11 protein-coding genes and 1 pseudogene are annotated in these 14,044 nt (G+C 26.0%); 5 read left to right on the top strand and 7 right to left on the bottom strand.

The features are described from left to right. The first annotated feature begins 158 nt into the window (after positions 1–158). From erpA to speD, 4 genes are all read left to right on the top strand, one after another. Positions 159–503, top strand: a complete 345-nt coding sequence (gene erpA, locus D9V75_RS01010) for an iron-sulfur cluster insertion protein ErpA (RefSeq protein ID WP_158343409.1) — start codon at positions 159–161, stop codon at positions 501–503. A gap of 73 nt (positions 504–576) precedes the next feature. Further along, a complete protein-coding gene (locus D9V75_RS01005) occupies positions 577–1,278 on the top strand; it encodes a 5'-methylthioadenosine/adenosylhomocysteine nucleosidase (RefSeq protein ID WP_158343408.1) in 702 nt (233 codons plus the stop codon). Positions 1,279–1,477: 199 nt separating this feature from the next. Further along, entirely contained in the window at positions 1,478–2,338 is an 861-nt protein-coding gene (gene speE, locus D9V75_RS01000) for a polyamine aminopropyltransferase (RefSeq protein ID WP_158343406.1), read from the top strand. Positions 2,339–2,367: 29 nt separating this feature from the next. Continuing rightward, positions 2,368–3,177, top strand: a complete 810-nt coding sequence (gene speD, locus D9V75_RS00995) for an adenosylmethionine decarboxylase (protein WP_158343404.1) — start codon at positions 2,368–2,370, stop codon at positions 3,175–3,177. 171 nt (positions 3,178–3,348) lie between these two features. Here speD and lpdA read toward each other — a convergent pair whose 3' ends face one another. The 4 genes from lpdA to D9V75_RS00975 form a co-directional block, all read right to left on the bottom strand. Further along, a complete protein-coding gene (gene lpdA / locus D9V75_RS00990; RefSeq protein ID WP_158343402.1) occupies positions 3,349–4,770 on the bottom strand; it encodes a dihydrolipoyl dehydrogenase in 1,422 nt (473 codons plus the stop codon). 58 nt (positions 4,771–4,828) lie between these two features. Next, positions 4,829–6,058 carry a 2-oxo acid dehydrogenase subunit E2 gene (locus D9V75_RS00985; protein ID WP_158343400.1) on the bottom strand — a complete coding sequence of 410 codons (1,230 nt, stop codon included), beginning with the start codon at positions 6,056–6,058 and terminating at the stop codon, positions 4,829–4,831. A gap of 13 nt (positions 6,059–6,071) precedes the next feature. Continuing rightward, positions 6,072–8,735 (bottom strand): pyruvate dehydrogenase (acetyl-transferring), homodimeric type, encoded by a 2,664-nt coding sequence (gene aceE / locus D9V75_RS00980; RefSeq protein WP_158343398.1) that lies wholly within the window; start codon positions 8,733–8,735, stop codon positions 6,072–6,074. Between the two features lie 238 nt (positions 8,736–8,973). Further along, positions 8,974–10,023 (bottom strand): GMP reductase, encoded by a 1,050-nt coding sequence (locus D9V75_RS00975; protein ID WP_158343396.1) that lies wholly within the window; start codon positions 10,021–10,023, stop codon positions 8,974–8,976. Positions 10,024–10,129: 106 nt separating this feature from the next. Here D9V75_RS00975 and coaE point away from each other — a divergent pair, with 106 nt between their 5' ends. Continuing rightward, positions 10,130–10,777 (top strand): dephospho-CoA kinase, encoded by a 648-nt coding sequence (gene coaE, locus D9V75_RS00970; protein WP_158343394.1) that lies wholly within the window; start codon positions 10,130–10,132, stop codon positions 10,775–10,777. 21 nt (positions 10,778–10,798) lie between these two features. Here coaE and D9V75_RS00965 read toward each other — a convergent pair whose 3' ends face one another. The 3 genes and pseudogenes from D9V75_RS00965 to secA form a co-directional block, all read right to left on the bottom strand. Beyond that, on the bottom strand, positions 10,799–11,197 hold the full coding sequence (locus D9V75_RS00965; RefSeq protein ID WP_158343392.1) for an NUDIX domain-containing protein: 399 nt from the start codon (positions 11,195–11,197) through the stop codon (positions 10,799–10,801). Positions 11,198–11,222: 25 nt separating this feature from the next. Continuing rightward, positions 11,223–11,345 (bottom strand): SEC-C metal-binding domain-containing protein, encoded by a 123-nt coding sequence (locus tag D9V75_RS03080; protein WP_410051788.1) that lies wholly within the window; start codon positions 11,343–11,345, stop codon positions 11,223–11,225. 21 nt (positions 11,346–11,366) lie between these two features. Further along, positions 11,367–13,844, bottom strand: a pseudogene (secA, locus tag D9V75_RS00960) (preprotein translocase subunit SecA); the annotation flags it as partial. Between the last annotated feature and the right edge of the window lie 200 nt (positions 13,845–14,044).

Genomic DNA, 14,044 nt, shown 5'->3' with positions numbered 1-14,044 from the left:
TTTAATTAAAAATATTTTATTAATTAACATTAATAATTTTTTTATTAACTTATTTAAATTTAACAAATATCATTTACACTGTATAAATATATAAAATTTTTTACATTAAAATAAAAAAATTGTTTTATAAATATCATATAAAATATTTTGAGAAAAAAATGAAAAATAAAATTAAAAAATACATTAATTTTTCTGATAAAGCAGCTCAAAAAATACAAAATCTGATCTTAGAAAAAAAAAATAAAAATTTAAAATTAAGAGTATATATTAGCGGAGGTGGGTGCAGTGGTTTTCAATATCAATTTATTTTGGACGACAAGATTAATAAAGATGATATAATTATCAATCAGTGCAATACTGATTTAATCATTGATCCTATTAGTCTGCAGTACCTGTATGGCGGAGAAATTGACTATATAGAAAACTTAGAAGGTTCAAAATTTATAATTTCTAATCCCAATGCAAAAAATACATGTGGATGTGGTTCATCATTTAGCATTTAAAACGTATACATTTTATTGTGTATTAGTTATTATTTATGCATTTTATTTTATAACACATAAATATTTAAAAAATATGAAAATTGGAATAATAGCAGCTATTGAAGACGAAATTAAAACATTAAAAAATATCTTATATCCATATCAAAAAAAAAAAATATCATCTTTTAAAATTTATAAAGGAAAATTTAAAGAAATTAATATCATACTGATTAAATCTGGAATAGGAAAAGTGTGTGCCAGTATGTCAACTATGCTTCTTATTAATTTATATAAACCTGATCTTATTATTAACAATGGTTCTTCAGGAAGCTTGCATCAATCGCTACATGTAGGAGACATTATTTTTCCTAAAAAAATATGTTACTATGATGTCAATTTAACTAATTTTGGATATGATCTTGGACAAGTTCCTTGTTTTCCCAAAAATTTTGTTATAAATTCTAACATATACAACATTTTTAAAAAAATTTTTTATAAATTTAAATTTAATTTTTTTAATGGATTACTCATTAGCGGCGATTCTTTTGTCAGAGATTGTTCCTATGTAAAAAAATTAAAAAAATTATTTCCTTCCGCAATAGCTGTTGAAATGGAATCTGCTGCAATAGCTCAAGTATGTTATAAATTTAATGTTCCTTTTATAGCTATAAAATCAATATCTGACTTTTCAGATAACAGTGCTACTAAAAATTTTAAAAAAAATATTTCCATTGCATCAAATAAATCTTCAAAAGCAGTTAAAATTGTATTGGAAAATGTCATTAATCTTAAATAATTAAATAAATGATTTAATTTACAACAGAATTTATATTTTTATGTTTTATAATATTTTAAGAAAAAATTATTATGAAAGATAACTATCATTCTTTTTAAAAAAATCTAATAAAAATTATATTATTTTAACTATGTTCAAATTTATAGCATTCATCTTTAAATAATTTACAACTCTATATTTTGTAGGATACTTAATAACCATGCATAATCAAAAAATATGGCATGAAAAACTTTACAATAATCTTGGGCAATATTTTTTAATAGATCAATTATTATATGAAAACAAAACACCATATCACGAAGTAAAAATATTTAAAAATTCTATTATGGGAAAAATTATGACAATTGATGGAGTGGTTCAAACAACAGAAAAAGATGAATTTATATATCATGAAATGTTAACTCACGTTCCTATATTTTCTCATGAATCAATAAAAAAAGTATTAATCATAGGCGGTGGAGACGGAGGAATACTGCGTGAAGTATGTCGTCACATGAATATTGAAAGCATAACTATGGTTGAAATTGATTTAAATATTATTAGTTTATGCAAAAAATATTTTCCTAATCACAGTAAAAATGCTTATAATGATTCTCGTTTAAAATTAATTATTGATGACGCATCAATATTTATTAAAAATACAAAAAAAAAATTTGATCTAATTATATCAGATTCAACAGACCCTATTGGCTGCGGTAAAAAACTATTCTCATTAGAATTTTATTCCAATTGCAAAAAACGTCTAGTTAAAAATGGAATTTTTGTATCACAAAATGGTGTTTTTTTTCTTCAAAAAAAAGAAATTCTTCTTACTTACAAAAAATTAAAAAAATATTTTTATGATGTACAATTTTATCAAGCACATGTTCCAACTTATTACGGAGGAACAATGCTTTTTTGTTGGGGAACTGATCATAAAGCATGGCGTAAAATTAATTTTAAAGATTTAAAATTAAAAATAAAAAACAAACAGTTATACTTTAATTACTATAATGCTAAAATTCATATGAATAGCTTTAATCTACCTCAATATATTCTCAACACATTAGATAAAAGTTAAAAATCCTTTCATAAAAGAGAGCAAAGAAATTGCAAAAACTAAAATTGCATGGCTTTAATAATCTAACTAAAAGCCTAAGTTTTTGTATCTATGACATTTGTTATACAAATACTAATTATTTGCGAAATAGCTATATTTCTTATATTGATGAACAATATAATGCTATTCGGTTGACTAAAATTTTAAAAAAAACTTGTTCAATTATTGGTGCTAACGTTTTAAATATATGCTATCAAGACTACGAACCTCAAGGCGCAAGTGTCACTATTTTAGTATGTGAAGAACCAATACATTCAGATAAAATTAATATTTTAAATAATACTAATATATTACCATCTTCTGTTCTTGCTCATTTAGATAAAAGTCATATTTGTGTACATACGTATCCTGAAAGTCATCCTCAAAATGGAATTTGTACTTTTCGCGCTGATATTGAAGTTTCAACATGCGGAATTATATCTCCTCTTAATGCTTTAAATTATCTGATACATAAATTAGAATCAGACATTGTAACTATTGAATATCGAGTACGAGGCTTTACTAGAGATATTTATGGAATTAAACACTTTATCGACCATGAGATTAATTCTGTTCAAAATTTTATGTCTAACGACATTAAATCAATGTATAAAATGTTTGATGTTAATATACATCAAGAAAACATTTTTCATACTCGAATGTTAATTAAAGAATTTGATTTAAAAAATTATTTATTTAACGCTAGTTTAGAAGATATAAAACAAGAAGAACGTTCTCACATTACTCGTTTAGTATTAAAAGAAATGAAAGAAATATATTATGGAAAAAATATTTCAATGTCAAAACCTAATAGAATATAATTGTTAAAATAAAAAATTTTTGTTTAAAAAATACATTTTTTAGTTATAGAATATGTTTTATTGAGAAAAAATTAAATTTTTTTAAAAAATCAAAATATCAAATAATATTTTCGTAAAAAAAAGAAGATCAATTTTTATATAATCTTTTCTTTTTTACGTAAATATTAATTCCTATTTATTTTTCTTTATATTTAATAAATCAGTAATTGTTCCTTGAAAAATTTCTGAAGCCAAACCAATAGATTCATTTAAAGTAGGATGTGAATGAATAGTTAATGCAATGTCTTCTGAATCACATCCCATTTCAATTGCTAATCCAATTTCACCAATTAGCTCTCCCGCATTAGTTCCTACTATAGATCCCCCAATAATTTGATTATTATTTTTATCAAAGATTAATTTTGTTAATCCTACACTGCAATTAGATGCCATCGCTCTTCCGGATCCACTCCATGAGAACTTTGCAACTTCATAGTTTATATTTTTTTTAATTGCTTCTCTCTCGCTCACTCCAACACAAGCAATTTCTGGTTCCGTATATGCTACAGATGGAATTACCTTAGGTTCAAAATAATGATTTTTTCCGGAAATGACTTCTGCCGCAATGCGCCCTTCATGTATTCCTTTATGAGCTAGCATAGGCATTCCAGTTACATCTCCAACAGCATAAATGTTTTTTACATTTGTTTTTAATTGTTGATTTACTTCAATAAAACCAAGATCATTAATCTTTAATCCTATTCGATCGAGACCCAAAGCATCAATATTAGGCTTTCTTCCTATAGCAACTAATATCGCGTCATAGTTTAAGTGATCTTCAGATCCGCTTTCTCTTATTATTTTTGCTGATAAAACATTATCTTTAAAATTCACTTTCTCCACATGAGTATTTAATAATATGTTAAATTTTTTATTCATTGCTTTTAAATATACGTTGGTAACATCTTGATCAATCGCAGGAAGAAACTGTTGAAATCGATCTACTATGTCAACTTTTGACCCTAAAGCGCTATATATTGTTGCCATTTCTAAACCAATAATTCCACTTCCTATAATTAAAAAACGATTAGGTATGTTGTTTAATAACAAAGCATCAGTAGAATCCCATATCATAGAATTATTTTCAGACATCAAAGGTAATTTTATAGGTTTTGAACCTGTTGCAATAATTGCATTTTCGAAATGAATAGTTAAATCATTTTTTATTCCTTTAACGAATAAATTTTTATTAGAATCAAAAATTGCATGTCCCTGAATAATTTTAATATTTCTTTTTTTTCTCATTTGAGACAATGAACTAGTTAATTTATGTATAACACTATTCTTCCAATTTCTAATTTTTTCTATATTAATTACTGGTTTATCAAAAAAAACTCCTGTATCAGACAGCTCTTTTGCTTCTTTTATTACTTTAGCTATGTGTAATAACGACTTAGATGGAATACATCCAACATTTAAGCAAACGCCTCCTAACGTGTCATATCGCTCTATCAAAATGGTATCTAAACCTAAATCAGAGCATCGAAAAGCAGCGGAATATCCTGATGGACCTGAACCAATTACTGCAACTTGTACATGAATTTCTTGGTGCATTGTAACCTCTTTAATAAAAAATTTTTAAAAAAAATCATTAAAATGAAATTTTATAAAATTACATGATTAAAAAATGAATATCAGACAGTACTTTTCTGATAAACGTCATAAAATAAGCAGCATCTGCTCCATTTATTACACGGTGATCATATGATAAAGACAATGGTAACATTAAAGAAGGAACAAAATTTTTTCCATCCCAAAATGGTTTTATTGTGGATTTTGAAACACCAAGAATAGCGACTTCTGGAGAATTTACAATTGGAGAAAACCAAGATCCTCCGATACTTCCCAAATTAGATATTGTAAAACATCCTTTTTTCATATCTGATGAGCTTAACTTTTCTTCACGTGCTTTTTTTGACATCAATATTAATTCATTAGACAGTTGAGTAATATTTTTTTTATTAACATCTCTTAAAACAGGTACAACTAATCCGTTTTTTATACTTATAGCAACACCAATATTAATATATTTTTTAAAGATAATTGATTCTTTATCTAAAGATAAAGAACTGTTAAAAATCGGAAACTTTTCTAAAGCATAAGATACTACTTTTATAATAAAAACTAACATAGTAATATTGTTACCATGTTTTTCTTCTTTTTTTTCATTATTATACTTCTTACGAAAAGCTTCTAATATTGTAACATTAGCTTCATCAAAATGAGTTACATGAGGCACATTTATCCAATTTTGATACAAATTATGACCAACTAATTTTTGAATAGAAGTGAGCTTTATTTTCTCGTTTTCTATATGATTAGAATTTGAGTAACTTTCTATTGAAATATTATATTTTCCCAATTCAGAAAAATTATTTTTTTTATATAGTATTATATCTTCTTTCAAAATTCGATTTTTACGACCAGAACCATTTATTTTATTTAGATCAATATTTAAATTTCTTGCTAAACGTCGAATAACTGGTGTAGCATGAAATAAATTTTTATTTTTAATCTTTCTGTTGACATCAATATCAATATTATTATTATTTAATAAATTTGTTTTTTTAATTTTTTGGAAATTTTCTTCTTTTTTAGTATCATGAATAACATTAGTTTTAAGAATCATTATAATCGAAGAAGTTCTAACTTTATCTCCAATTTTAACATTAATATTGTGAACAATTCCTGAAAAAGGTGAAGGTATTTCTATAGAAGATTTATCTCCTTCTATAGTAATTAATCCTTGCTCTAATTCTATTTTTTGACCAATTGTCACTAATATCTCTGTTACTTCTGCTTCATCTAAACCAATATCTGGTACTTTTACTTCGATATCCACTTTTTTTTACCTATCAAGATAAACGAGGATTAATTTTATCTATGTTAATGTTAAACTTAATAATTGCATCTTCTACAACAATTTTACTAATATTATTCAATTCTGCTAATAGACTTAATGCAGCTACTACGATATAATGTGAATTTATTTCAAAATGATCCCGAAGATTTTCACGACTATCTGAACGACCAAAACCATCTGTCCCTAAAACATAATACTTAATTGCTGGAATAAAATGACGAATTTGTTCAGCAAACAATTTCATATAATCTGTTGCAGCAACTGCAGGAGCTGTGTTCATTACTTTTTTTATATATGCTATTTTATTTTCTTGACCAGGATGAAGCATATTCCATCTTTCGCAATCTGATCCATTTCTAGCTAACTCTGTAAATGATGTAACACTATAAATATCAGTAGTAATAGAATAATCCTTTAATAAAATTTCAGCAGCTTCACAAACTGAACGTAAAATAGCTCCAGAACCCATCAATTGAACTTTTAATGAAGTTCCTAATAAAGTTTTTAATTTGTAAATGCCTCGGCATATTCCTTTTTCAATTCCCTTAGGCATTTCTGGCATATGATAATTTTCATTAGTAGTAGTAATATAATAGTATATATTTTCTTGCATTTCTCCATACATTCGTCTTATCCCGTCTTGAATAATAACAGCAACTTCATAAGCAAAACAAGGATCATAAGATATGCAATTTGGAATCGTTAAAGATTGTATATGACTATGACCATCTTCATGCTGCAATCCTTCACCATTTAAAGTAGTCCGTCCAGATGTACCTCCAATCAAAAAACCTCTTGCTTGCTGATCACCAGCCGCCCAAAATAAATCACCTATTCGTTGAAAACCAAAAATTGAATAATAAATATAAAAAGGAATCATTGGAAAATCGTTTGTACTATAAGAAGTGGCTGCTGCTAACCAAGAAGAGGCAGCTCCTAATTCATTGATTCCTTCTTGTAATATTTGACCTTTTTTTTCTTCCTTGTAATATGCTAATTGTTCTCTATCTTGAGGAATATATTTTTGACCTCTTAGATTATAAATTCCAATTTTTCGAAATAGACCCTCCATTCCAAAAGTACGGGCTTCATCTGCAATAATTGGTACTATTAAGTCTTTTATAAAATTATTTTTCAAAATAATATTTAAAACGCGTACGAAAGCTATAGTGGTTGAAATATCTTTATTTTGTTTTTCTAGCAAAGATTTAAAATCTTTTAGCTTTGGTAAAATTAATAATGCAGTAAATTTTGATAATCGAAAAGGGAGATAACCACCTAATTCTTTTCTTTTTTGATGTATATAATCGTATTCTTTAGAATTTTTTTTAAAATGAATATATGGTAATTTCTCAATATTATCATCAGAAACAGGGATTTTAAAACGATCTCGAATATATCTAATTCCGTTTATATTAATTTTTTTTATTTGATGAGCAATATTTTTTCCTTCTGCAATTACACCCATTCCATAACCTTTAACAGTATGAGCTAAAATAACTGTTGGTTTATCTTTGACAAAACTAGCTCTTCTTAAAGCATTAAACATTTTTATAGGATCATGACCTCCTCTATTAAGTTTCCATATTTCTTCATCGGTCATATCTTTCACTAATGTTAACGTTTCACTATATCTTCCAAAAAAATGTTTTCGAACATATGCTCCATCTTTAGATTTAAATGTTTGATAATCACCATCCAACGTTTCATTCATTAATTGAATTAACTTTCCAGTTTTATCTTTTTTTAATAAAACGTCCCATTTGCTACCCCATATAACTTTTATTACTTCCCATCCAGCTCCATAAAAAAAACTTTCTAATTCATTAACAATTTTTCCGTTACCAATCACTGGTCCATCTAATCTTTGCAAATTACAATTAATTATAAATATTAAATTATCTAACTTTTCACGAACAGCCACAGAAATAGCACCTTTAGATTCAGGTTCATCCATTTCTCCATCACCTATAAAAGCATAAACTGTTTGCTTAGAAGTATTTTTTAATTTTCTATTTTTTAGATATTTTAAAAATTTTGCTTGATAAATTGCACAGATAGGACCTAATCCCATAGAAACTGTTGGAAACTGCCAAAAATGGGGCATTAATTTAGGATGAGGATAAGAAGGCAGACCTTTGCCATGAACTTCTTGTCTAAAATTATCAATCTGATCTTCCAACAAACGACCTTCTAAGAAAGCTCTAGAATAGATACCAGGAGCAATATGTCCTTGAAAATAAACTAAATCACCTCCATCATTTTTGTTTTTAGCGCGGAAAAAATGGTTAAAACAAACTTCATACATTGTTGCTGATGATTGAAAAGAAGATAGATGACCACCCAATTCTAAATTTTTTTTTGATGCTCTTAAGACCATCATTATAGCATTCCATCGAATTGCTGAACAAATTCGCTTTTCCAATGCAAGATTTCCGGGATATTGAACTTCATCTTCTTTAGATATAGTATTAATATAGTCACTAGTAGAAAAGAACCGAAAAAAATCAACTCTATTTATCTTAGATTTTTTTAGAATTTGTTCAATCAAAAACTTAGCTCTTTCTAACCCTTCATTACGTATAACAGATTCAATCGCTTCCACCCAATCACTGGTTTCGACTGGATCCACGTCATCATAAAAACGTTCTGACATGGTATAAATTCCTTAAATTATTACATATCTTTAAAAAATTAAATATTTAATTTAATTAAAGATATGAAATTAGTTAATTTTATAAACAATAAAAAAATGTTTTATGTATTATTAAAAAATTCAACATTAATTATAAAGTAATAAAAAATCAATAAAATTAAATAAATATAATATAATTAATTTTATTAATTTTTTACATCAAATGTTAATGATGTGTTGCGCGCTATTAATTTTTTACTTATTTTTTAACATTGTTAAAAACACAATTCTCTTGCTCAGTAACCTTTATAAAAGTAGTTCTTTTAGTTAGCTCTTTTAATTTTGAAGCTCCAACATAAGTACAAGAAGAACGCAAACCTCCTAAAATATCACTAACAGTTGCATAAACGCTACCTCTAAAAGGTACTTTTACAGTTTTTCCTTCTGATGCTCGATACTCTGCTATTCCTCCAGTATGAAGATTCATTGCTGATTTAGAACTCATTCCATAAAATAACATAAACTTTTTTGATTTTTCTTCAATAATTTCTCCTGAACACTCATTATGACCTGAAAGCATTCCTCCTAACATAACAAAATCAGCTCCTCCACCAAAAGCTTTAGCAATATCCCCAGAAACAGAGCATCCTCCATCGCTAATAATTTGACCACCTAATCCGTGTGCAGCATCAGAACACTCTATGATAGCTGAAAGTTGAGGATAACCCACTCCAGTTTTTATTCGAGTAGTACATACTGAACCTGGTCCAATACCAACTTTTACTATATCAGCTCCAGACAATATAAGTTCTTCTACCATTTCTCCAGTTGCAACATTTCCTGCACAAATAATTTTATCTTTAAAAAAATTTCTAATTTTTTTTAAAAAAGATACAAAATGCTCAGAATAACCATTAGCCACATCAATACAAATATATTTAATTTCAGAAGTTAATAGAAAAATCTGCTTAATTTTTATAAAATCTAAATTAGATGTTCCAATTGATACAATTACATGATTTAATATGTCTTTAGAAGATGATTTAATAAAATGATTCCAATCATTAATAGAATAATACTTATGAACTGCAGTTAATATATTAAATTCTGATAAAGATTTTGCCATATTAAAAGTTCCGATTGTATCCATATTTGAAGCAATTATTGGAATTCCAGACCATTTTTGATTAGAATATTTAAAATAAAAATTACGTGTAAGATTAACTAATGAACGACTTTTAAGTGTAGACCTCTTTGGTCGAATTAAAACATCTTTAAAACCTAATTTTATATCTTCTTCAATACGCATGAATTGACATCCTACTTTACATTAGATCTATTTATTAATTTTGGAAACAACCTAAATTTAAAATATTTAATTAAAATACTTTACATCACAATATTTATTAACAATTATGACTTATATTGTAGCACTTACTGGAGGTATTTGTAGCGGAAAAACTACTATATCTAATAGTTTTAAAAAAATTGGAATTCATGTTGTCGATTCTGACGTTATTTCAAAAAAAATAATAGAAAATAATTTTTTAGTATTTAATGCTATTAAAAAAAAATTTGGACGAAAAGTACTAAACATTGATAATTCAATAAATCGATCAGTTTTAAAAAAATATATTTTTTATAATAAAAATAACAAATTATGGTTAGAAAATTTATTACATCCAAAAATATATAAAGAAAGTCAATTACAAATAAAATCAAAAAAATCTGTTTGGTGCTTATGGGTAGTTCCATTACTAATTGAAAAGAAATTAGAAAAAAGAGTAAATCGTATTCTATTAGTTGATGCGCCTATAAAAGTTCAAATAAAACGAATGATTCAAAGAGATAAAATCAATAGTGAAGAAGCTAAAAAAATTGTTTCCCTACAATCAACTCGATATGAAAGAATATCTGTATCAGATGATATTATTTATAACAACGAAAAAATTCACAAACTAGATTGGTATTCTTATTATTTTGATTCTTTATACACTCTATTATCAAAAAAAAATAAAAAATTAAAAAATTTCAAAAAAAATAAATTAACAATATTTCATTGAAATAAAACATTTAATCTATTATTAATAGTTTACATAAATATTTTTATGTTCATTAATTAAATTAATAATATCAAAATTTGCAGGTAAAAAATTTATAAATTTTAAATCATAAAAAGATATCCACTTGTATAAAAATCTTTCTCTACTATAAGGATTCCCTTTCCATTTCTGAATTAAAAAAAAATTTAATCTTAATTGAGTACTCTTTTTATTAAATTCAATATACTTTAAAAACTTAAATTTTATAATTTTAATTCCAACTTCTTCAATTAGTTCTCTCTTTAATCCATGGATAATATTTTCATTTTTTTTAACTTTTCCTCCAGGGAACTCCCACATTTTATCTTTGTTTTGACCTTGAGTAATATAAACTTTATTATTTTTTATGATTATTCCAATTGCTACTTGTACATGATTCATTATATGAATTACCAATTAAAAAATTTTATAGACGCCCATGGCAGTGCTTATATTTTCTGCCTGATCCACAAGTGCAAGCTTTATTTCGACTAATGTGAGTATTATTAAACAATGACTTTGAAATATCAGAATTTATCTGATTACTCATTTCAGAATAATCAAGTTTTACCAGAAAAGATATTACTTCGTATTTTAATAGTTCTAACATATTTGAGAACATATGAAAAGATTCTAATTTATATTCTTGTTTTGGATCTTTTTGAGCATATCCTCTCAAATGAATACCTTGTCTTAAATAATCCATAGATGATAAGTGTTCTTTCCAAAGAGAATCTAAAGTCTGCAGCATAATAGATTTTTCAATTGTTCTCATATGCTTTGATCCTATTAAGCGTTCTTTATTAAAATAATTAGTTTTTACACATTGAATAATTTTGTTTATAATTTGTTCTTGATTAAAACAAGAATTTTTTAAGATCCATGTTTTAATTGATATTTTTAAATTAAAATCAGTAATTATTTTATTTTCTAATTCAACAATTTTCCACTCATTTTTTTTATAATTTTTAGTAGTATACATTTTTACAATTTTAGTAAAAACATCTTGCAAAATATTGTCTATTGTTTTTTTAATGTCAATTGCGTTAATTAACTTATTTCTTTGAGCATAAATAACTCGACGCTGTTCGTTAGAAATATCATCGTACTCTAATAATTGCTTTCTCATTTCAAAATTTCTAGCTTCTACTTTTTTTTGAGCATTTTCTATAGCTTTAGTAACCCAAGGATGCTCAATTGCTTCATTAGAAGATAAACCTAATTTTTTCATCATACTTATAATTTTATCAGATGCAAAAATTCTCATTAGCGAATCTTCCATTGAAAGGTAAAAACGTGAAGAGCCACTATCTCCTTGACGACCAGATCGACCTCTTAATTGATTATCAATTCTACGAGACTCGTGTCTTTCAGTGCCAATAATATGCAATCCACCAGAAAAAACAACTAAATCATGCTGTTTTTTCCAATTTATTTTAATTTTTTTTAATTCATCTAAAGAAATTTTTGAATTTTTATGCAATTCAGAATCTAAATTTCCTCCAAGGACTATGTCTGTTCCACGACCAGCCATATTAGTAGCAATAGTAACAAATCCTGGTTTACCAGCCTGAGAAATTATATCTGCTTCTTTAGCATGAAATTTAGCATTTAAAACACTGTGTTTAATGTTTAAATTTTTTAATTTTTTAGAGATAAGCTCTGACTTTTCAATAGATACTGTACCAACTAAAACTGGTCTATTATTTTTTATACACTGTTGTATGTCTTTAATAATAGCACGAATCTTTTCTTTTTCGGTCATATATACAAGATCAGACATATCTCTTCGAATCATTGGTTGATTAGTGGGTATCACAATAGTATCAAGATTATAAATTGAACTAAATTCAAAAGCTTCCGTTTCGGCTGTTCCTGTCATACCTGCTATTTTTTTATACAATCTAAAATAGTTTTGAAAAGTAATAGATGCCAACGTTTGATTTTCATTTTGAACAGTAACGTTTTCTTTCGCCTCTATTGCTTGATGAAGGCCATCTGACCATCTTCTTCCTGGAACGGTACGACCAGTATGTTCATCTACGATAATGACATTGTCATCTTTAACCAAATAGTCTATATCTTTAATAAACAATTTGTGAGCACGTAGAGCAGATATTATATGATGCATTAATATTATATTGTTTGAAGAATATAAAGATTCTTTTAAATGCATTAATTTTTTATTACGTAGAATTTCTTCAATTTTAATTAATCCACGTTCTGTTAAATAAACTTGTTTTGATTTTTCATCAATTGAAAAATGACCTTTTCCATGAAAATCATCTGAATCTTCTTTATGTTGAAATTTTAAAAAAGGAACAATTTTGTTAGCTTCTAAATATAAATTAGAACTATCTTCAGAAGGTCCAGAAATGATTAAAGGCGTTCTAGATTCGTCTATCAAGATAGAATCAACTTCATCTAAGAGAGCATAATTTAATTCACGTTGAACTTTTTCTTCTGGAAAAAAAATCATATTATCACGTAAATAATCAAATCCATATTCGTTATTAGTTCCGTAAGTTATGTCAGACAAATAAGCGATTCTTTTTTCTTTTAAAGATTTATTAGATAAATTTAAGCCTACTTTTAAACCGAGAAATTCAAATAATGGAGCATTTTTTTTAGCATCTCGTTCAGCTAAATAATCGTTCATTGTTACAATATGAACACCTTTTCCACTTAATGCATTTAAGTATGCAGGCAATGTTGAAGTTAAAGTTTTTCCTTCACCTGTTCTCATCTCTGCAATGCATTGTGTGTTCAATACTATTCCTCCAAGGATTTGAACATCAAAATGACGCATATTAAAAATTCTTTTACTAGCTTCTCTTACTGTGGCAAAAGCTTCTGGCAATAACTCATTTAAAGTTTCACCTTGATTTAATCTTAAACGAAATAACTTTGTATTGTCTTGTAGCTGTTTATCAGATAATAATTCAAAATTTTTCTCTAATTCATTAATAGAAAAAACTATTTTCTTAAATTTATTCAAAATCCTATCATTTCGATTGCCAAATATTTTAGTTAATAATTTTATTAACATACTCTAATTCTCATAATTTAATTTTTAGATTGATTAATAATTTTTTATTTTATAATTTTTTAAATTTACAAAAACATTATCTATAATAATACTGATTAAGTTTTGATAAAAAAGTGATTTATAATATTTACAAAAAAAGAATTTTTAAATTTAATATTTTATATTTTTTAAATTTACTTTGAAAAAATTATTAAAAAATA

The organism is Buchnera aphidicola (Muscaphis stroyani), from assembly GCF_005080865.1.
GTDB lineage: Bacteria > Pseudomonadota > Gammaproteobacteria > Enterobacterales > Enterobacteriaceae > Buchnera > Buchnera aphidicola_AG.
Note: the sequence above shows the minus strand (reverse complement) of the source record. Positions and strands in the feature narration are given on the sequence as shown.

Excerpts from the sequence above, each read along its gene's own strand:
- D9V75_RS03080 (WP_410051788.1), bottom strand. The coding sequence starts at position 11,345 with ATGAGTAATCAGATAAATTCTGATATTTCAAAGTCATTGTTTAATAAT.
- speE (WP_158343406.1), top strand. The coding sequence starts at position 1,478 with ATGCATAATCAAAAAATATGGCATGAAAAACTTTACAATAATCTTGGG.
- erpA (WP_158343409.1), top strand. The coding sequence starts at position 159 with ATGAAAAATAAAATTAAAAAATACATTAATTTTTCTGATAAAGCAGCT.
- lpdA (WP_158343402.1), bottom strand. The coding sequence starts at position 4,770 with ATGCACCAAGAAATTCATGTACAAGTTGCAGTAATTGGTTCAGGTCCA.
- D9V75_RS00965 (WP_158343392.1), bottom strand. The coding sequence starts at position 11,197 with ATGAATCATGTACAAGTAGCAATTGGAATAATCATAAAAAATAATAAA.
- D9V75_RS00975 (WP_158343396.1), bottom strand. The coding sequence starts at position 10,023 with ATGCGTATTGAAGAAGATATAAAATTAGGTTTTAAAGATGTTTTAATT.
- aceE (WP_158343398.1), bottom strand. The coding sequence starts at position 8,735 with ATGTCAGAACGTTTTTATGATGACGTGGATCCAGTCGAAACCAGTGAT.
- coaE (WP_158343394.1), top strand. The coding sequence starts at position 10,130 with ATGACTTATATTGTAGCACTTACTGGAGGTATTTGTAGCGGAAAAACT.
- D9V75_RS01005 (WP_158343408.1), top strand. The coding sequence starts at position 577 with ATGAAAATTGGAATAATAGCAGCTATTGAAGACGAAATTAAAACATTA.